The 19,770-nt window shown below is 40.2% G+C and carries 18 protein-coding genes; all 18 read right to left on the minus strand.

Going from position 1 to position 19,770, the window contains the following annotated elements:
• Positions 1 to 26: 26 nt before the first annotated feature.
• Positions 27 to 398, minus strand: a complete 372-nt coding sequence (locus TSYNT_RS02485; RefSeq protein ID WP_059031565.1) for a PTS glucitol/sorbitol transporter subunit IIA — start codon at positions 396 to 398, stop codon at positions 27 to 29.
• 80 nt (positions 399 to 478) lie between these two features.
• On the minus strand, positions 479 to 1,474 hold the full coding sequence (gene srlE, locus TSYNT_RS11960; protein ID WP_059031566.1) for a PTS glucitol/sorbitol transporter subunit IIB: 996 nt from the start codon (positions 1,472 to 1,474) through the stop codon (positions 479 to 481).
• A gap of 15 nt (positions 1,475 to 1,489) precedes the next feature.
• Positions 1,490 to 2,017: a PTS glucitol/sorbitol transporter subunit IIC gene (gene srlA / locus TSYNT_RS11965; protein ID WP_059031567.1), complete on the minus strand. Its 528-nt coding sequence runs from the start codon at positions 2,015 to 2,017 to the stop codon at positions 1,490 to 1,492.
• 54 nt (positions 2,018 to 2,071) lie between these two features.
• Positions 2,072 to 2,464, minus strand: coding sequence for a transcriptional regulator GutM (locus tag TSYNT_RS02500; protein WP_059031568.1), 393 nt, complete (start codon positions 2,462 to 2,464; stop codon positions 2,072 to 2,074).
• Positions 2,454 to 3,413, minus strand: coding sequence for a sugar-binding transcriptional regulator (locus TSYNT_RS02505; protein WP_059031569.1), 960 nt, complete (start codon positions 3,411 to 3,413; stop codon positions 2,454 to 2,456). The genes TSYNT_RS02500 and TSYNT_RS02505 overlap by 11 nt, the downstream gene beginning before the upstream one ends.
• A 278-nt stretch (positions 3,414 to 3,691) precedes the next feature.
• On the minus strand, positions 3,692 to 4,942 hold the full coding sequence (locus TSYNT_RS02510) for a PTS galactitol transporter subunit IIC (RefSeq protein ID WP_059031570.1): 1,251 nt from the start codon (positions 4,940 to 4,942) through the stop codon (positions 3,692 to 3,694).
• A 73-nt stretch (positions 4,943 to 5,015) separates the two neighbouring features.
• Positions 5,016 to 5,300: a PTS sugar transporter subunit IIB gene (locus TSYNT_RS02515; RefSeq protein WP_059031571.1), complete on the minus strand. Its 285-nt coding sequence runs from the start codon at positions 5,298 to 5,300 to the stop codon at positions 5,016 to 5,018.
• 10 nt (positions 5,301 to 5,310) lie between these two features.
• Positions 5,311 to 5,814, minus strand: coding sequence for a PTS sugar transporter subunit IIA (locus TSYNT_RS02520; protein ID WP_059031572.1), 504 nt, complete (start codon positions 5,812 to 5,814; stop codon positions 5,311 to 5,313).
• A gap of 122 nt (positions 5,815 to 5,936) precedes the next feature.
• Positions 5,937 to 8,909, minus strand: a complete 2,973-nt coding sequence (locus TSYNT_RS02525) for a sigma 54-interacting transcriptional regulator (protein WP_059031573.1) — start codon at positions 8,907 to 8,909, stop codon at positions 5,937 to 5,939.
• A gap of 252 nt (positions 8,910 to 9,161) precedes the next feature.
• The gene (locus TSYNT_RS02530; RefSeq protein ID WP_059031574.1) at positions 9,162 to 9,785 is read right to left on the minus strand and encodes a class II aldolase/adducin family protein; all 624 of its coding nucleotides are present in this window, start codon (positions 9,783 to 9,785) and stop codon (positions 9,162 to 9,164) included.
• Positions 9,786 to 9,806: 21 nt separating this feature from the next.
• Positions 9,807 to 11,816: an NAD-dependent DNA ligase LigA gene (ligA, locus tag TSYNT_RS02535; protein ID WP_059031575.1), complete on the minus strand. Its 2,010-nt coding sequence runs from the start codon at positions 11,814 to 11,816 to the stop codon at positions 9,807 to 9,809.
• Between the two features lie 25 nt (positions 11,817 to 11,841).
• Positions 11,842 to 13,995 (minus strand): DNA helicase PcrA, encoded by a 2,154-nt coding sequence (pcrA, locus tag TSYNT_RS02540; protein WP_059031576.1) that lies wholly within the window; start codon positions 13,993 to 13,995, stop codon positions 11,842 to 11,844.
• 38 nt (positions 13,996 to 14,033) lie between these two features.
• Positions 14,034 to 14,342 (minus strand): YerC/YecD family TrpR-related protein, encoded by a 309-nt coding sequence (locus TSYNT_RS02545; protein WP_059031577.1) that lies wholly within the window; start codon positions 14,340 to 14,342, stop codon positions 14,034 to 14,036.
• 40 nt (positions 14,343 to 14,382) lie between these two features.
• The gene (gene pepV / locus TSYNT_RS02550; protein WP_059031578.1) at positions 14,383 to 15,762 is read right to left on the minus strand and encodes a dipeptidase PepV; all 1,380 of its coding nucleotides are present in this window, start codon (positions 15,760 to 15,762) and stop codon (positions 14,383 to 14,385) included.
• Between the two features lie 127 nt (positions 15,763 to 15,889).
• Positions 15,890 to 16,303: an adenine nucleotide alpha hydrolase family protein gene (locus TSYNT_RS02555; RefSeq protein WP_059031579.1), complete on the minus strand. Its 414-nt coding sequence runs from the start codon at positions 16,301 to 16,303 to the stop codon at positions 15,890 to 15,892.
• A gap of 120 nt (positions 16,304 to 16,423) precedes the next feature.
• A complete protein-coding gene (gene clpX / locus TSYNT_RS02560) occupies positions 16,424 to 17,689 on the minus strand; it encodes an ATP-dependent Clp protease ATP-binding subunit ClpX (RefSeq protein WP_059031580.1) in 1,266 nt (421 codons plus the stop codon).
• 24 nt (positions 17,690 to 17,713) lie between these two features.
• A complete protein-coding gene (gene clpP, locus TSYNT_RS02565; protein WP_083497612.1) occupies positions 17,714 to 18,298 on the minus strand; it encodes an ATP-dependent Clp endopeptidase proteolytic subunit ClpP in 585 nt (194 codons plus the stop codon).
• A 15-nt stretch (positions 18,299 to 18,313) separates the two neighbouring features.
• On the minus strand, positions 18,314 to 19,732 hold the full coding sequence (gene tig / locus TSYNT_RS02570; RefSeq protein WP_059031582.1) for a trigger factor: 1,419 nt from the start codon (positions 19,730 to 19,732) through the stop codon (positions 18,314 to 18,316).
• Positions 19,733 to 19,770: the final 38 nt, after the last annotated feature.

Here is a 19,770-nt window from a genome sequence, read left to right on the forward strand (position 1 = left end):
TAATTTATAAAATAGCAATAAAAATACTATTTTTTCTCATCTTTAATAATTATTATGTCTCCTTTTTTTAAAGAGAAAGGAAGTTCATCTCCATGTAGGTGAATATCCCCCGGTAATTCAGGCAAGTTTCTGCCATCGAATTTAAGACACGCGTGACCAATGTTTCTTAAGTTTCTATTTGCTATTTCTCCTACAGCCGTAACTTTGTATGAAAAATCTCCAAGAACTACCAAATCCCCAACCTCAACATCCTCTTCAAGGCTGGCACCTGTATGCACAACAGATATTTCTTGAAGCTCCGGCGGCGCTGTTTTGTCAAACAATATAAGTATTCCTTGACGCAGCAGTTCGTCTACCATTACACCTATTTCAATGATCGCAGCTTCGTACTTTGTCATATTTCCACTCCTTCGGATACAGTTCGAAATGCGTCTGCCGCAATAGCCCATTGCGGCAGCGCTTTTCTTTAATTTAAATGTTAACCTGCATATAATCCGATACTAAAAAGATAAGCTATTAGAACAGCAATCGGTCCTGTTATTAGTCTCGAAATAAGAATCGCACCTACGCCGATTTCCACCGTCTCAGGTTTTGCTTCTCCAAGGCTTAGACCCACCGGAATAAAGTCGCATCCTACTTGCGGATTGATAGCAAAGAGTGCAGGTAAAGCAAATTGTGGAGGTATATTGCCCTTACCAATTTCAACGCCTACCAAAACACCTACGACTTGAGCTATAACAGCTCCCGGTCCCAAAAGCGGCGATAAAACAGGTATTGCGCATACTATTGAAATAAGTAGAAGTCCCGGCAATGTTCCGGCAAGGGGAGCAATTATATTTGCTATCCAATCACCTACACCAGATTTTAAGATAATACCTATTAGCGTTGCCACAAATGCTATAAACGGAAGCACATTCTTTATAACTTGATCAATAGTTTCGCGGCCGGATTGATAAAATATACCTACGACTCCGCCCATTCCTCTGCCAATTTTTTCGATAATACCGGGTTTTCTTTCATATTCAATTTTTGCGGTTTTGACATCTTGAGTTTCTATGTCTTTTGATATTCCTTCTGTTCCGGCATAGCTTGCCGCCTCTTCTTCAGATACAAAATGGATATTTTCAGGCTTTACGCCGGAAACATATATATCTGCCTCGATGTATTTCGCCAGTGGTCCCACCTGACCAACCGGAGTCAAATTTATTGTGGGAATTCGCTTTTTAGGATAAACGCCGCACCTTGCAGTCCCTCCGCAATCAATAACTACGCAGCATATTTGATCATCCGGCACAGAAGTTTTGAAACCGTCAACCGGTGTTCCGCCTGTCATTTCTGCAATCTTACGGGTTACTGCATCTATGCCGCCACCGGTAATTGAAACTATTTTATCTTTGCCTTCTTCGGGTTTTATTATCAAAGGTCCTCCCCAGCCGCTGGGTCCTTTTTCAACTTTAACTGCTCTATATCCCATTTTTCACCCTCCCTATTAGATCGCAAGATCTCTTTGTCTCATCATTCTTAGGGTTAATCTTTCTGTAACGATACCTCTTATAAAAATAACTATTACACCAACTAGAAAATACCGTATTGCCAGTTGTCCCAGAGGTAATCCGAGCTGCTCAATGCCTTGGGCAATTCCCATGTAAACAAAAAGCTCCGCAGGATTTGCATGAGGAAATAATCCTACTATAGGGTGTACAAAGGAAACGGCCGCATCATAAAATGCCGGTTTATACTTTTCAGGTAAAAATCTTCCAAAAGTATAAGCCATAGGATTTGTCAAGAAAAACACAGCCATAACCGGCATTACAGTATAGCGCAGAATAGTATATTTTGCTGCAGATTGTGCAACTCTATCAATATTTTCTTGACCTATAAATTTGATTAAAGCATTTATTGCCGTCATTAAACATATAAGTGTGGGTAAAATTCCGCCTGCCAAACCTAGAAATTGTTTGCCGCCTTCTTGAAATAACCCGATAAAGGTTTGTGCAAAACTTGCTAATGCATCCATCTACAATTTCCCTCCTATTTTTTTATTCTATTAATAAAAAAAATAATTTAATAATTACATGGAGCTTTCAACCTCCTTTTCTGACTTTTTTACCTGCTGCGCCGATTCTGCGGCTTTTAATATAGCGGTTTTCACAGGTTTGTCTATTCCGTCAAGTATTGAATCTATCTCTTGTATATTCTTGCCTTTTAAAAGATCTAGTGACCGAAATCTTGCAAATACGCTTATGCCTGACATTATTTCTGCATCAACAATATTGTTGTATGAATCGATCCCTAAAATAGCGATTGCGCCTTTTCCGAGCCAACCTTTAACCTGCCCAATGCCATATTTATGATAATTTTTAAACTTTGCAAGTTTGCCGTTGAAGTTTTTTATTTGAAAGTAGGATAAAATTCCCTGCACAATCCAAAGCGCAAAAACGATAATGGCTATTTCAAATCCCATAAACTTCTATCCTCTCAGAATTTTTTAATAAAAATTCGGCAGTTTCTTCATCTGTAACAAGTATATCAAGATGGCGTCCTTTAACAGCTGCCAAGACGGCTTCATGCTTTGCTTTTCCACCTGCCACTCCAACCACGGTCGGTATTTTATCTAGGTCTTCTATAGATATTCCTATCACTCGTTCGTTGAGTTCTATTGGACATAAATTTCCTTCTTTATCTAAGAATATCCAAGAAATATCGCATACAGCCCCTGCCTCTTTCAGATGATTTAACTCCGATCCACTATAGTAGCCGGTTTGCCTTATGGTTGACTCCGGGTCCGTCGGTGAGCCGATACCTACTACTGCAATAGTAGATTTTGCGGCAAGGTCTAAAATTTGCTTTATACTTCTGTCAGATACTAAAGATTCTCTTACTTCAATGCTGCTGACGGTAACCGGAGCATGTAAAAGGCGTCCTTTTCCTCCAAAAGCCCTGGCAAAATTTATAACAATTGCATTTGAATGTATATCTAATTTTGTTTGTCCCGCCCCGCCCACTAGAGGCACAAATGTTACATTTTTTACTTTAGTATCAATGTATTTAGGAATATGAACAAGCGTAGTACCCCACGAAACACCGACAATATCTCCTTCTTTTATTGTCCTTTCTAAGTATTCTGCAGTAGCTTCAGCTAACCTGTGCTTTAGCCCCTCTCCTTCTTCAGGCGGAGTAACTATAACCTCCCGCAGCCCAAAAGTTTTTTCCAATATATTTTCCAGCTTTGCATAACTTCCTTCATAGCGAATTTTTATTTCTACAATACCTTCATCTCTTGCTCTTTGAAGCAATCTTGATACAGAAGGACGTGAAATCCCTAACTTATTCGCAATTTCTTGCTGTGTCATACTCTCATCATAGTACATGTGAGCTACCTTTGTCAGGATTCTCTTATCATTACTCGCCATTTTTATCTCTCCGCTTTGAACATTTGTTCACACAATAATCTTTTGTTCAATTGTAGTTTAACTTAGATTTTTTGGTTTGTCAATAATTGTCTAACATTTATCAATAAATTCGTTTGTTTTATCCGGTACTTTATCAATATAAAGTCATTCTTGTAAATGTTAGTTTTCCAAAGTATTTAAGTATAAGTTTTTTGTAGACATTAATCAACTATATGCAAATAAGGTCTTTAGTTAACTAAAGACCTTATTTGCATATAGTTGATTAAGATCAGCGAAGGCTAGCCAAATAATTGCATAACTTTAAGAATAATCCATGTTAGCGGGTTAGCCCCATCACATATACTCGAAATTGTAGTCGCCCCCTCCGGGAACTGGAAGGCTGCATCAATCGCTGCTTGAGTATGGAGAGGAGATACGTTTGTGGCTATCAATAATCCTACAGCTATTACTAACGTCCCGATTATAACAGATCTAAAAACATTGCCTCTGCATATTGGGGCTATCATAGCTACCATAAAAGGTATTGTAGCAAGATCTCCGAAGGGTAGAACCCTGTTTCCAGGGACCACTAAAGCTAATAAAATAGTAACCGGAACTAATATTAGAGCCGTTGCGATAGCTGCGGGATGTCCTATAGCCACAGCCGAATCCAAACCTATATAGAATTCGTTTCCTGCAAATCTTTTCTGCATAAACTTCTTTGCTGCTTCAGATACCGGTATCAGACCTTCCATAAGTATGCGAACCATTCTAGGCATCAAAAACATAACTCCTGCCATTGACATGCCAAGATTTAAAGAATCCTTGATATCATATTTCGCGATTAGGCCTAAGACAATTCCCAAAATCAGGCCAACCATCATAGGTTCGCCAAGCACACCAAATCTTTTACTTATACTATCTGGATTTATATCTATTTTATTAATACCTGGGATTTTATCAAAAATTTTATTTAATGGTATTGCAACAGGAACATATGCCAGTGAAAATCCATGAGGCAATGAAATACCTGGTAAACCGTAAAATTCTTGGACTATGGGCGCTGTCCAATCTGCAAGTTTCAAGACTATAGCAGCATTTATAGCGGCTGCAATCATGCCGAGTGTTAAGTTATTTGTAGCTGCTGAAACTAAAGCCCCGGTAAATGCGAAATGCCAATAGTTCCACAAGTCCACATTAACAGTTTTTGTAGTTCTCGTTACTAACATAATTACATTGACTACAAGTCCTATAGGTATAACAAATGCACCAACCTTTGATGCGAAAGCAATTGCCGCAGCAGCAGGCCAACCCACGTCGATAACATCTAACTTAAGTCCACTGTTCTTTACTAATGCTTCAGCGGCAGGACCAAGATTATTAGACAGTAAACCAATTACCAGATTTATGCCTATAAAACCTATTCCGATTATGATGCCTGATCTCAAAGCCCTTCCTGGCTTTTCTCCAAAAATTAAGCTTAATATAAAAATTAATATCGGTAGCATAACAACAGCGCCTAAATCTAATATTGCATTTATAATAGACAAATTTACACTCTCCCTTCATTTCTAATTAATTTGTATATTTTGCAATTAATAACATGTCTAGGTTTAGGTGTTTTTACTTTTTTAGTTCGTCTATAATTTTTTTTATAGTTTCTTCTTCTCCTACCCCTGTTATAAAAGGCAAACCACTAATGACAGGAACATCATAATTACCGCTTACAAATGTTGTTGATATTATAAGATCTGCTCCATTAGAATAACTGTTTAATTCTGTAACTTTACATTGCGATATATCTGCCTTAATTCCCTCCTTTCTACATGCCTCTTCAACTTTTTCAGCAACTACTGTAGATGTAGCTATCCCTGTGCCACACGCAATTACTATCTTTTTACTTTTCATAAGTCCACCTCTATATAGAATTTATATTATTATTTAACTCATCTGTTGCATTGCTAATTGCAGAATTCAATTCTTTGGCAAATTCTTCTTTATTTTCAATGCTTATTAGTTTAATCAAAAATCGTTTTTTTTGAAAAATATCTACTAATTTTTTAAGTAAATTAATTTGGGTGTTTGGATCAGTAATTGCTAGCATAAAAATAAGCTTTACATCAACTTCTTCGTCTGGATTTCCCATTACATTAAATTTTACCGGGTTCTTTAAGGTCGCAACTGCAATTCCTGGTTTTATTACATGTTCTATATCGGTATGTGGAATAGCTACGCCTACTCCATTAGTTGGCAGTCCTGTGGGGTATTCTTTTTCTCTTTGCAAAATAGCGTTTAAATAACTGCTTTTTACATATCCTTCTGAAATAAGCTTTTTTGCCATTAATGTTATTACTTCTTCTTTTTCAGTTGCTTCAACGTTTAGCATAATAAGCGATGGATCGATTAATTTTACTTCCTGCATAATTTTCCTCCTATTTCTTGTTCTCGTATAAATCTTATATTATATTTAATCTGAAATTTCAATTGGACTTCTGGTTTCTATTCTCGCAAGTTCCGTGCCAACATTTTGGAAGTTTATGTTTTTTATAGGAGAAGTTCTAGCATTATGCCTTTTACATCCGCTGGAGTCTTTGAATTTCTTAGCTTTGCGATGAAGTCGGGTTTTTTAAATAAATCATAAAGCTCTAAAACCATTTCCTTTGACTCCTCATTTAATGCCAGCATGAAAACTAAATCTACCGCATTTTTCTCCCACCAATCTATGGGTTCCTTTAATATTGCTATGGCTATGGCAGGCTTTATGACGTTTTCAGGGTTTCCGTGGGGAATGGCGTATTTTCCTTCTATAAGGGTCGGTCCCATGATTTCCCTTTTGTATATATCCAGGAGAAATCCATTTTTAACATATCCGCCTTTTGTGAGAAGATCAGCAAGGCCATCTAAAACTTCATTCTTGCTGCTGTAATCAGGTTCCACCAAAATAAGTTCCTCATGTATAACATCTGCAAGGGGAGAATGGATTTTAACATCGGCCGGTATATTTTTTAGCGGCAAATTGCCTCCAAGAATATTTTGTAATTTTTTCGCGGCACTGCCATCCACTACTTCCTCCAATGAAATAAACGGTGTTGAATTATCATGAGGGTTTATACTTCCAACAATTGCAGCCACATCGTATTCCGATTTTAATTTCTTGATCTTCTCCAAGACATCCTCATCTCCCGCGATGCCAACAGGGATGATTTCCGCTTTTTCCTCAATACCCGGCAGCATTTTTTCTATAAGTCTTTTTATCCTTACCGCAGTTCCCTCTCCCGTTATACACAATGTTATAATAGCTCTTTTTTCTTTTGGCTCTGAATCTTGCGGCACAAATCTCCCCAGCCCCGTCTTGTCTTTATCGATTATTTCAACAATTTCGTCCAGCTGAGCATCCGGTAGAATCGCTCTGCGCGTTGCCTCCAAAACCATAACTGTATCAACTCTGCCCACTGTTTTTGTGGGAATTCCGGTTCTTTTAGTGATTATTTCTCCAAATGTTATCAAAGATCCCATGTCCACTAACAAAAGCACGCCTTTTCCTTCATCTGCCTTTTTCACCGTTTCAATAGTTCTTTCAAGTGCTGACTCAGGTTTTTCATCAAGGGACATCTCTATACCTACTGCGTGATTTACGCCTAAAAGCCGGTTGGCAACATCAGCCATTCCTTGGGCCACCCTGCCATGGGATAAAACTACCACGCCTACCCGTCCCCTCTTCATATCCATAGGCTTTGTAACAGTCCTGATATACATTGCTACAAATCCGATTTCGTCAGGCGGCAGTTTGTATCCTGATAATATCTCTACACGCTTTACCATTTCTTCGGCTATGCTGTATTCCAGTTTGTATTCATTCCTAATTTTCTCAAGCTGTGGATTTACAATGGGTTTTCCCATCTCAATTCTTTCAAGAGTTGCGCTTAAATGAATAGCCAAACAGTAAAACAAATGCTCATCAGCTTTGCCTAATCGTTTTTCCGCAATTTTTGTAATTTCCTCAGCCATATCTACTACTTTTTGTCCGACTATTCCTACCAAATCCTGTTTTGCAAGGGTTTGATGGCTGGTTTCAACCTGTCTTATTAATTGCTGAAATTTTATCTCAAGCTCCCCACCAATTACCCTGTTTATTACATCCTGTTTTAAGCCTTGCTTTTCAAGTTCCTGAAATCTTTCCTCGATGTATTGGTATATTTCGCGGGGTAATTCATATAGGTCGTCTTTAGGCCCTGCCTTAATATCGATCTTGCCCGGCACTACCAGTAAATCCCCTCTTAAAAAGCTCTCCACTTCAGGCTTTCGGCTTTCTATTTTCAGCAGTCCTCTTCGAACATGTGCCGGCAAATCAATTAAATCAACCTTTAAATAGTCTTTTTGGTCGCCTACATATGTCAAAAAACTTCTGGCGCACGCCACCTGAATATCGCTTCTAAGCTGTCCGATATTTCCCGGGCAATCGTATAGAAGTAAAGCTCTCAGTGCTTCCTGGGTCACCTTTATCCTGACATCTATCCTGTTTGCTTCCTGGCTAAAAAAATTTCTGATAATCTCGTATCTTTCATCAAGAGGTCTTGCTGAAAGCGGCGGAAGTTCAATAATCATCGGTATTCTTCGCCTAAAAGTCAAAAGGAGAACAGATTCAATATCTTCGGTAGTTGCTGCAATTATCAGCACATTTGCACTTCGCTCGGCATCGGTTTCGCCCATCCGCCTAAATTTTCCTTTATCCATAAGGTAATAAAGAAGCTCCTGGCCTTCAGGAGGAAGACGGTGGACCTCATCCAAAAACAAAATACCTCCATCGGCTTTTTCCACTAAACCTTCTTTCGGACCTACCGCCCCGGTATATGCGCCCTTCGCATGGCCGAAAAGTTGAGATAAGAGAAGCTGGGGGTTCTCCGCATAATCTGCGCAGTTGAAAATGATAAAAGGAGCGCCGTCAGGAAGAACGCCTACCTCTACCGCATAATCATACATAGCCTCTGCCAAGTTGCTTTTCCCTACTCCGCTGGGTCCTAAAATTAATGTATGAAGCCCATGGGGCGGATAGAGAATTGCGGCCTTAGCCTGCTGAATCTGGGGTTTTAAGCTGCCTTCAGAACCCACTATGTTTTTAAAGGCTGTTGATTCTTCAGGATATCGCGATTTTTGCGTATTCTGAAGATTTTCCTCCTGACCTTGTTCCGTCATTTCTTCTTTCCTGTCAAAATCACTCGACTCTTTTTCAATTTCTTCTCTTGTAGAAGACACAAGAAATCTTGATACTTCAAATCCTCGTTCTTGAATAATTTTGGTAAGCTGCCGGTTAGATATATCTTTGTTTTTTGATAAGATCTCCTTTATCTCCTGCACCAGATAAGGCTTGCGCCGTTCCCTAGAATCCGGAATATTAAGTTCGCTTCGCAGCGTAGTTACCGCATCTCTTCGCATACTAAGCATATCGGCCAGTTGTTCATCAGTATAGGGGTTTTTCTTGTCTTCCGATTCAATAAGTTTTCTAATTTTATCCTCCACAAATTCACCACCTTTCAATTTTCTTCTCTCTTAACACATTTTATGCAATTCTTGTACCAAATTATTTGAAGATTTTGTTGTTGCATATCACACCTGCTTTACCTAATTTTCCAATATCTCTATTCAACATTATATACCACAAAACCTACCATTTGAATATAGCATTATAAAACAAAAGACCTTATGCAGTCGCTTTTTTCGAGCTGACTGTATAAGGTCTTAATGTTTTAAGTGAACTACTTGGTATTGTGCCTAGCCATTTTTAAGGTTTTCCAGTAGATTTATTGGCATGAACTCTGTTTGTCCAAGTGCCAGCATATGATAATATAAAAACGCAACTTCTTCCACATACATGGCATTGAGTAAAGCTTTTTCCAGGGTTTGGCCTACGGCTAATACCCCGTGGTATTTTAAAAGGCACACATCGGAATCCTTCATAACATCTTCCATGCACTCAGCAAGATCGCAAGTGCCCGGCGGGGCATACTCCGCTACTTCTACTATATTTCCGCCGTAGTGAATCGCCTCAACAGTAACAGGCAGGATTTCTTTTGGCATACAGGCAAAAAGCGTGGCGTACCGGGAATGCGAATGGACGATTCCTGATGCCTTTTCTTTAATCTTATATGCCCTAACATGCATTTGAGTTTCGATAGACGGCTTATAAGGGGCATCGATTATATTCCCCTCCAAATCTACTGCTGCAATCATATCGCTTCTGAGCTCCTGCCTTGATATCCCTGAAGGAGTTATGTAGACTACTCCTTTTTCCCTGTCAATCGCACTGACATTGCCGGATTTATGTTTGAACAAACCGATTTCTTCCGCTTTCTTGGCAGTGCGGACAACTTCTTCTTTAAGTTCTATTTCTTTCATAGCTTCGCCCTCCCGCAATTTTTATTTAGCCTTCGAAATTAATTCTTCAAATTCCTCTTCATTTAATATTTTAACTCCTAGTTCCAATGCTTTGGTATATTTTGATCCGGGGTCTTTTCCAACTACTACATAATCTGTTTTCTTGCTGACACTGCTTGTCACATTGCCTCCAAGACTTTCAATAATGGCCTGGGCTTCGGCGCGGCTGTATTTTTCAAGGGCTCCGGTTAAGACAAATGTAAGGTTTTCAAGAGGCTTTGGACCGGCTTTTTCTTCATACGTCATATTTACACCGGCCTCTTTTAGCCGCTGTATCATTCGCTTTGTCTGCTCTTGCGCAAAAAAAGCAATTATGCTCTGAGCCATTTTGTCCCCGATTTCAGGAATTTGTGTCAGCTCTTCGTGAGTGGCATTTTGAAGTCTGTCCATCGTTTTAAATTCCTGTGCCAGTGTAAGGCTTGCTTTTGAGCCGATAAGGGGTATACCCAGTGCATATATAAGCCGGTTCAAGGGCTGCTTTTTGCTGTTTTGAATCGCTTCAATAAGATTGCTTGCGGATTTCTCGCCCATCCGCTCCAGCGAAACCAAATCTTCTTTCTTTAGAAAATATAAGTCAGAGGGGTCTTTTATAAGATTTGCAGAAAGAAGAAGTGAAACAATGGCAGGCCCCAGTCCTCGGATATCCATGGCATCCCTTGATGCAAAATGTATAATTCGCCGGCGTATCTGGGCAGGGCAGGCAACGCCGGTACATCTATATGCAACTTCATCCGGTAGCCTTATAACTTCAGCTCCGCACTCCGGGCAATGTGTCGGCATTTTAAATTCCTTTTCATTTCCTGTTCGCTTTTCTTTAATTACTGCCACGACCTCCGGAATGATGTCTCCTGCCTTTTGAACTATGACATGATCGCCTATCCGTATATCTTTTTCCTTTATATAGTCTTCATTGTGCAATGTAGCTTTGCTGACGGTAGAGCCTGCTATCCGCACAGGAGTCAGCACTGCGTTAGGTGTTAGAACTCCCGTTCTTCCAACTGTTACAATGATATCCTTGATTACAGATTCCTTTTGTTCCGCTGGAAATTTATAGGCTATGGCCCAACGGGGTGTTTTGGCGGTAGATCCAAGTATCCTTTGGAATTCTAAGGAATTTACCTTGATCACCATACCATCTATTTCATAGGGCAGTGAATGCCGCTTTTCCTGCCAGCTCATACAATAGTTTACTACATCATCAAAATTATTAAAAAGCCTTATATGTTCATTTACTCTAAAACCGCACTCCTTATAATATTCCAGTACCTCAAGATGTGTGGTAAATTCTATTCCCTCTACATATCCCAGGGCGTACATAAAGGTAGAAAGGGGTCTTTGAGCAGTAATTTTCGGGTCAAGCTGCCGTATGGAACCTGCTGCCGCATTGCGGGGGTTTGCAAAGGGCGCAAGTCCTGCTTCCTCTCTTTCCTCATTAAGCTTTTTAAAGCCTTCTTTTGAAAGATAAACTTCGCCTCGAACCTCTATTATGGCAGGCGTCTTCTCCGGCGGCACCCGAAGCCGAAGAGGCACGCTTTTTATTGTCTTTACATTTTGAGTTACATTTTCACCTACTATGCCGTCTCCCCTGGTGGCTGCCGTCGCAAGAAGGCCATTTTCGTAGGTAAGGGAAATTGCAAGGCCGTCAATTTTAAGTTCAACTACATATTCTACATTATCGCCTACTGTTTCCGTAACCCGCCTGTGAAAATCCCGAAGCTCTCCTTCGTCAAAAGCATCGGCAAGGCTTATCATGGGCTCCCTGTGGGTTACACGTTCAAAATAAGGCAGGGGCTCGCCGCCCACTCGCTGAGAAGGTGAGTCAGGGGTTATAAGTTCAGGAAACTTTTTTTCTAAGGCAATTAGCTCTCTCATGAGTTTATCATATTCGGCATCGGTAATTTCAGGACTATCCAACACATAATAGCGGTAGTTGTGGTAGTTGATTTGCTCTCTCAGTTCCTTTATCCGTTTTTCGGCCTCTTTTATGTCCAAAAGATTCACCCTTCCTTTTTCCGATTTACGCCTTGGTTATCGGCGCATACTTTAAAATAAGGTGCTTTTCGCCTATATCAGGAAAATTAATGAAAACCTCTGCATCCTCATCCATGCCTTCTATATCAACAACTACGCCTTCTCCCCATTTTGCATGCTTTACCTTATCGCCCGGTTTTAATGTTCCCACAGGCTTGGGCTTTTCGTAAACTTCGCCAGATTTAAAATAAGATTTGGCAGGTTTGCTCTCTTCTTCTTTGCTTTCACCGGTATCTAAATACTCCGGTGAAATTTCCTTTAAAAACCTTGATGCCATGTAATAAGAGGTGTTGCCGTAGAGATTTCGGCTCCATGCCCTTGTTATATAAAGCTTTTGTTTTGCTCTGGTAATACCTACATAGCAAAGCCTGCGCTCTTCTTCCAACTGGCTGCTTTCTGTAAGTGACCTGGAATGGGGAAATATGCCTTCATCCATTCCTGTTAGAAAAACCACAGGAAATTCTAGCCCCTTTGCACTATGCAGCGTCATCAAGACTACTGTATTTTCTTCATCTTGCATATTATCCACATCAGATACCAGTGCAAGCTCTGCTAGAAAATCTTCCAGATGAGCATCAGGCATTCTTTCTTCGAACTCTCTTGCGGCGCCTATCATTTCTTGAAGGTTTTCTACACGGCTTATTGCATCAGGTGTGTTTTCGTTTTCTAATTCTTTCATATAGCCGGTTTTCTCTAGAATATATTCCATTAGCCCTGCTATACTCATTTCCTTTGAGGTGTTTATAAAGTCTTCTATCATTGCAAGGAATTTAGAAAGCTTGGATTTAATAGATGCCGAAATCGGCAGCTCATCTATATTCTTTATGGCATCAAATATGCTCATTCCATTTTCTTCTGCCACAGCTCTCACTTTTGCAACTGTAGCCTCTCCTATTCCTCGCTTCGGGACATTTATTATTCTTGTAAGGCTTACATCATCAGAGGGATTTGCTGCAAGTCTTACATATGCCAAGATATCCTTTACTTCTTTTCGCTGATAGAACTTTAATCCACCGATTATCTTATAAGGAATACCGGTTTTCACAAAAGCATCTTCCAAAACTCGAGATTGAGCGTTAGTCCTATAAAGCACCGCTATATCTTTAAAGTTCATGCCGCTTTCAAATGTCAGTTCTTTGATCTTTGAAGCAACGAAATACGCTTCTTCAAGCTCATTATCAAGTTCTGCCAGGGTGATTTTTTCGCCTTTGTTGTTTTGTGTCCAAAGCTTCTTCTTTTTTCTGCTGTAATTGTGATCTATAACTTCGTTTGCCGCATCCAGGATGGTTTGGGTTGACCGGTAGTTTTGCTCAAGCCTTATTACTGTCGCATCGGGAAAGTCTTTTTCAAATTCTAATATATTTCTAATATCGGCTCCTCGAAAGCTGTATATACTCTGGTCATCATCGCCTACAACACAAAGATTTCTGTGCTTTGCCGCCATTAGTTTTATCAGCTCATACTGAGCCATGTTTGTATCCTGATACTCATCGACCAAGATATATTTGAATCGATTCTGGTAGTAATCAAGTACTTGTGGAAATGTCCTAAAAAGCTCTACGGTCTTCATTATGATATCGTCAAAATCTAAGGCATTGTTTTCCTGGAGCTTTTTTTGATAGAGCATATATATTTTTGCCATGGTGCTTTCACGAAAGTTTTCTGCCTTGTCTACGCATTTTGCAGGTTCCATTAGGCGATCCTTTGCCCTTCCTATATAGTTTAGGACTGCGGAAGGCGGAAATTTTTTGTCGTCGATATTCAGTGCTTTAAGGCATTGTTTCATAAGTGCCTGCTGGTCTTGAGTATCAAAAATTATAAAGTTTCTTTTGTAACCCAGCTTATCGATATCCCCGCGCAAAAACCGCACACAAGCGGAGTGAAATGTGCTAATTAGTATGTCATCGCTTTGGGGAAGCATTGAATTTACTCTTTCTTTCATTTCTTGAGCAGCCTTGTTTGTAAAGGTTATAGCAATTATGTTTTTGGGGTCTGCGCCAAGATTATTTACAAGATAAACTATCCTGTAAGTAAGAACTCTAGTCTTGCCGCTGCCTGCTCCTGCAAGAACCAAGAGAGGCCCTCCTGTATGTGTAACCGCTTTTTTCTGCTGCGGATTTAAATTATCTAAAAAATTCATTGAAAACCTCCTGATAAAAAAGAAACGTGACGACCACGTTAATTTTCTTGCTTACGCGACTTTTCAAGTCTTTCGAGTACAAGATTGTAGCCGTCCGAACCATAGTGCAAAAAACGCTTTACGCGGCTTATAGTGGCAGTGCTGGCTCCTGTGGCTTCGGCAATATCGGTATATGTGCGGCCCTCTTTGAGCATGATTGCAACCTGCAGCCTCTGGGCCATGGCCTGCAGTTCTCCTACCGTGCATATATCCTGAAAAAATCGGTAGCATTCGTCTTTGTCTTCCAAAAGCAATATGGCCTCAAAAAGTTGGTCGATATATGGGTCGTCTACTTTCCTTACTTTCATTTTTATATGCCTCCTTGCGCATAGGAGCCTGCCCGCCGCCTTATTCGGCAAGCTCTTTTAACACATATGTGTAAATACGTAAGTTTTTAAATAATGTGTCTATTTTTATGTATTCGTCCTTCTGGTGTGCTAAATCCTCATCATCTGGAAAGCTGGGACCAAATGCCACGCAGTTGTCAAACATCCTGGCATATGTGCCCCCGCCTATAGTAAAGCAGTAGGCCTTTTCCCCGGTAACTTTCTCATAAGCCTTTTTCAGCTTTTGTATTAATATGTTGTCTTCCGGCACGTAATGGGGCTCTTTGTTGTGAATATCGGTAATTTGTATAGGCTCCGGAGTATGTTCTCTAATTTCACTGATTACCATATCGCCGGTATATTTAATAGGATAGCGAATATTTATGGTGACTGCGGCATTTTCTGCCCCTATATCAGCGATGCCCACATTTAGTGTAAGGGGACCTGAGATTTCGTCCTTAAAATCTACACCTAAACCGCATCCTGTGGTGTCAAGACCTATTTTATCATCTAAAAATCTTACAAAAGGGGCCTTTGGACCGCATATATTCATACTTCCAAGAAGCCTTACAAGCAGCATAATGGCGTTTTTGCCGGTTTCGGGTCTGCTGGCATGGGCAGAGATGCCATAGGAGTTTATGATTATCTTGTCGCCTTCCTGGGCTACCTCAAAGTTTCCTCCTATTTGTTTACCTATAGTATCGATAGCATTTTTGACTTCATCTATATCGCCTAATATCACGGCTTCTGCATAATCCGGCACCATATTAGGTCTGGTTCCGCCTTTTATTGAAAGTATTTTTATGCCGTCACCCTCTTCTTTGCTTTCAAGGGATGCGGCAAAAGAAAACGTTAAAATGCCTTTTTCACCGTTTATTATAGGATAGGAAGCATCTGGCGAAAATCCCATGGTTATAGGTTCGTCATGAGTTTTATAGTATTTCATGCATTCAAAATCGCTTTCTTCATCAGTGCCAAAAATTACGCGAACCCTTTTATTAAGGATTACTCCGGCATCTTTAAGTGTTTTTAAAGCAAAAAGCGCTGTCATGGTAGGCCCTTTGTTATCGATGGCGCCTCTTCCATATATTTTACCATCACATATTTCGCCGCCGTAAGGGGGATAGGACCAACCGCTGCCTTCTGGCACTACGTCAAGATGCACCAGTACCCCAACTATTTCGTCTCCGCTTCCCAGCTGCGCCCATCCTGCATAGTTGTCAAGATTTTTAGTCTCAAGGCCGAAGCCTTCCGCAAGACCTAAGGCATACTGTAAAGCTTTTGCCGGACCCTCTCCAAAGGGCATGCCTTCTTTTGGCTCTTCTTTTACGCTTTTTATTTTTATGATATTGCAAACAGCTTTTACAAGTTCCTCTTCGTTAGCTTTTATAAAATCATCCATTTCATATCCTCCTGTCGCAAAATCGAGTAATCTAGTATATATTATTTCAACTTCGAACTGCTAAATCCTCTTTTAATGTAAAAAAATAAGCGAATAAACAAGGTGTGCCTGAATATTCGCCAAAAACTCAGTCTACGACTTCTACCGTAATTCCATTTTTTTCAACAGCGCTGCGCAGCGGATTTATGACTTCACCGCTTTTTTGCGCATCAAAAGCAGATCCTAAGGATTTACCCACGATTATATGTGTGATTTTATTTTCTTTCGAAAAGTTTGCAAGTGTTGTATATACTTCTTCGCCGGTGAGGATGGAAACTGTGCCTCCCAGCTTTTTTGCAAGCTCAAAAAGCTCCAGTAAAATCTTATGATCTTTCAAGTCTTTATTGAGGGCTTGTTTTTTATTTACATATATTACTACGAATTGGCCGTTGCACTCACGCGCCCTTTCAGCGCCTCGCTTTATCAATCTTTCACAACTTTTTTGGGGCGTTACGCAGACCATAACCCTGTGCTCTATCTCAGGGTCAAAAACGACCATCATGGCAAATCTCCTCTCTCACCCTTGCTCTCTATTCTTTTAATTTTATTATAACTGAAACGGCAAATTTTCGCAATAAAATAGGGGCGACAGCATTTGCCCGCCCCTTTAGGTTCTATTCACTTATGCCGTTACTTCTTTCTTTTTGCCCTTTTTTCTATCTGATGTAACAATAATAGGTTCATCTCTATTGAGTATTACTTCTTTAGTTATGACGCATTTTGCAATATCGCTTCTCGATGGAAGTTCATACATAACATCCATCATAACTTCTTCAAGTATTGCTCTTAGGCCTCTTGCTCCTGTTTTTCTTCTTATGGCTTCTTTTGCTATAACTTCTAAGGCTTCATCAGTAAATTCTAACTGCGAGTTATCCATTTCAAAAAGTTTTTGATACTGTTTGACAAGTGCGTTCTTTGGTTCTGTCAGTATCTTTATAAGCGCAGCTTCATCAAGGGCGGAAAGTGTCACAATTATGGGAAGCCTACCTACAAACTCAGGTATCATGCCGTATTTCAGCAAGTCTTCCGGCATTATCTGCTGCAGGATTTCTCCTACCTCCATATCCTTCTTGCTGTGAATCTCAGCTCCAAATCCCATAGACTTCTTACCTGTTCTGTTTTGAATAATATCGGTGATACCCTCAAAGGCACCGCCGCATATGAACAATATATTGGTAGTATCTATTTGGATAAATTCCTGGTGCGGATGTTTGCGTCCTCCCTGAGGCGGAACGCTGGCTACCGTACCTTCCAATATCTTTAGTAGGGCCTGCTGCACGCCTTCCCCGGATACATCCCGGGTTATAGAGGGATTCTCGGATTTGCGCGCTATCTTATCTATCTCGTCAATATAGACGATGCCCCTTTCTGCTCTTTCTACGTCGTAGTCCGCTGCTTGAATCAACTTTAAGAGGATATTTTCCACATCTTCGCCTACATAGCCTGCCTCTGTGAGAGTTGTAGCGTCAGCTATGGCAAAAGGCACATTTAGTATTTTTGCAAGGGTCTGGGCCAGAAGGGTTTTGCCGCTTCCGGTAGGTCCCAACATCACTATATTGCTTTTTTGAAGTTCCACATCATCCGTCTTGTTCTGATAGTTTATCCTCTTATAGTGGTTGTATACTGCTACGGAAAGCGTCTTTTTCGCCTGCTCCTGCCCTATTACATATTGGTCCAGGATGCTTTTGATTTCATGAGGTTTAGGAACATCTGTAAAATTTATCTCGGTCTCCTCGCCAAATTCCTCTTCGATTATTTCATTGCAAAGTTCGATGCATTCATCACAAATATATACACCGGGACCTGCTACTAACTTTCTTACCTGATCTTGGGTTTTGCCGCAAAACGAGCATTTAAGCTGCCCTTTCTCATCGGTAAATTTAAACATAATCTGTTCACTCCTTTCCGGCTTTTAACTCCTCTTACTAATCACCTCGTCAATTAAGCCGTAATCAAGAGCTTCACTTGACGACATAAAATAGTCTCTGTCTGTATCACTTTGAATTTTTTCAATGCTCTGTTTCGTATGTTTTGCAAGGATTTCGTTTAGTAATTCTCTTAAGCGCAAAATTTCCCTTGCATGTGTTTCTATATCAACCGCCTTCCCTTCGACTCCGCCCCAGGGCTGGTGAATCATGATTCTTGAATTAGGCAGTGCAAAGCGCTTGCCTTCAGCTCCTGCCGCAAGCAGCACTGCTCCCATACTGGCGGCAAGTCCCATACAGATAGTAGACACATCAGGTTTAATATACTGCATTGTATCATAAATAGCAAGTCCTGCCGTTACAGAACCGCCGGGGCTGTTAATGTAAAGGCGCACATCCTTATCCGGGTCTTCTGATTCCAAATACAATAGCTGGGCTATGGTAAGGCTGGCCACTGTATCATCAATTGCTGACCCTAAGAATATAATTCTCTCTTTTAAAAGCCGTGAATAGATATCGTAAGCTCTTTCGCCGCGACTTGTTTGCTCAACAACCATAGGTACTAAACTCAATTTAACCAACCTCCTTTATTCTTCCGTCTTCTCCGGGATGCTTTCATTTTCAGTTTCGGCTGCTGCATTTTCATCTTCAGTATTTACTTCATCTTTTACTTCTTCTGATTCTATTATATCATTTTTTATTTTATCTTCCACTTTTTCAGTTATAACAGCGTTTTCTATAACTAGATCGAAAATCTTATCTGTTAAAATCATATCCTTTATCTGTGCGATGCCCTGAGGAGTTAGCGACTTCTTATATTCTTCCACAGGCGTCTTGGAAGACTCAGCAAATTCCTTTATTTTCTCTTCCAACTCTTCATCGCTTACAGTAATATTTTCTGCTTTTCTTATTTCTTCAAATATCAGAGATGTTTTTACATTGCGCACTGCCGCATCTCTGTAACGTTCTCTTAAGTCTTCAAGGCTCATGCCTGTAGACTCAAGATATGTGGAAAGGTCATATCCGAAGGTATCCCTTAAGTTTATTGCAAGCCTTAAAATAATATTGTCAGTTTCATGGTCTATCATTACGTCAGGAATCTCAACTTCTGTTTCTTCTATTAGTTTATCTATAATAGAGGTTCTAAGGGATCTTTCTTCTTTGGATTTTGCATCCTCTTGAAGTTTCTTTTTGATGTCTTCTTTCAGTTCTTCTAATGTATCAAATTCGCTGACATCACTTGCAAAATCATCGTCTAGCGGAAGAAGTTCTTTTACTTTTATTTCTTTTAAGGTTACATTAAAAACTGCCTCTTTGCCGGCAAGTTCTTTTGAGCCGTAATCCTCAGGAAATGTAACGGTTATGTCTTTGGTTTCGCCGGGCTTCATTCCGATGATTTGTTCCTCAAAACCCTTAATAAATGAACCGGAACCTAATTTTAGAACATAGTTTTCCGCACTTCCGCCTTCAAAAGGCTCATTGTCTATATAACCTTTAAAGTCTATAGTAACTATATCTCCATCTTGAGCCGGTCTGTCTTCAACAGCCACAAGACGTGCATTTTGTTCCTGCATCATTTTGAGCCGTTCTTCCACTTCTTCCTCGGTTACTTCGTAAACAGTCTTTTCTACTTCAAGGCCTTTGTATTTATTAACCTTGGCTTCCGGCTTTACCACAACTTCTGCCGTAGCAAGCACCGGCTTTCCGGCTTCGATCTGCTGAACATCGAACTTGGGCTCGTCTACCGGCTCAAGGTTGTATTCCTCAATGCCTTTTTCGTAAGCTTTAGGCAGTAGAATTTGTAGTGCATCTTCATAAAACACTTCTACGCCATAGTGTCTTTCGATAAGCTTTCTTGGAGCCTTTCCCTTTCTAAAACCGGGAACTGCAAAACGCTTAGCATTCTTTCGATATGCTTGCTCGATTGCCTCTTCAAGTTTGTCTGCATCTACTTCAAAGCTCAAGTAAGCAGTATTTTTTTCTATCTTTTCCAGATTAACCTTCATTATGCTCCTCCTTGCGATCGCCAAAAAAATATAAGATT

The sequence above is a fragment of the Tepidanaerobacter syntrophicus genome, from assembly GCF_001485475.2.
Taxonomy (GTDB): Bacteria; Bacillota; Thermosediminibacteria; order Thermosediminibacterales; family Tepidanaerobacteraceae; genus Tepidanaerobacter; species Tepidanaerobacter syntrophicus.

Bases quoted from the DNA above. Each gene is read 5' to 3' on its own strand.
- TSYNT_RS02485 (WP_059031565.1), bottom strand. From the start codon at position 398: ATGACAAAGTACGAAGCTGCGATCATTGAAATAGGTGTAATGGTAGAC.
- srlE (WP_059031566.1), bottom strand. From the start codon at position 1,474: ATGGGATATAGAGCAGTTAAAGTTGAAAAAGGACCCAGCGGCTGGGGA.
- srlA (WP_059031567.1), bottom strand. From the start codon at position 2,017: ATGGATGCATTAGCAAGTTTTGCACAAACCTTTATCGGGTTATTTCAA.
- TSYNT_RS02500 (WP_059031568.1), bottom strand. From the start codon at position 2,464: ATGGGATTTGAAATAGCCATTATCGTTTTTGCGCTTTGGATTGTGCAG.
- TSYNT_RS02505 (WP_059031569.1), bottom strand. From the start codon at position 3,413: ATGGCGAGTAATGATAAGAGAATCCTGACAAAGGTAGCTCACATGTAC.
- TSYNT_RS02515 (WP_059031571.1), bottom strand. From the start codon at position 5,300: ATGAAAAGTAAAAAGATAGTAATTGCGTGTGGCACAGGGATAGCTACA.
- TSYNT_RS02520 (WP_059031572.1), bottom strand. From the start codon at position 5,814: ATGCAGGAAGTAAAATTAATCGATCCATCGCTTATTATGCTAAACGTT.
- TSYNT_RS02530 (WP_059031574.1), bottom strand. From the start codon at position 9,785: ATGAAAGAAATAGAACTTAAAGAAGAAGTTGTCCGCACTGCCAAGAAA.
- pcrA (WP_059031576.1), bottom strand. From the start codon at position 13,995: ATGAATTTTTTAGATAATTTAAATCCGCAGCAGAAAAAAGCGGTTACA.
- TSYNT_RS02545 (WP_059031577.1), bottom strand. From the start codon at position 14,342: ATGAAAGTAAGGAAAGTAGACGACCCATATATCGACCAACTTTTTGAG.
- pepV (WP_059031578.1), bottom strand. From the start codon at position 15,762: ATGGATGATTTTATAAAAGCTAACGAAGAGGAACTTGTAAAAGCTGTT.
- TSYNT_RS02555 (WP_059031579.1), bottom strand. From the start codon at position 16,303: ATGATGGTCGTTTTTGACCCTGAGATAGAGCACAGGGTTATGGTCTGC.
- clpX (WP_059031580.1), bottom strand. From the start codon at position 17,689: ATGTTTAAATTTACCGATGAGAAAGGGCAGCTTAAATGCTCGTTTTGC.
- tig (WP_059031582.1), bottom strand. From the start codon at position 19,732: ATGAAGGTTAATCTGGAAAAGATAGAAAAAAATACTGCTTACTTGAGC.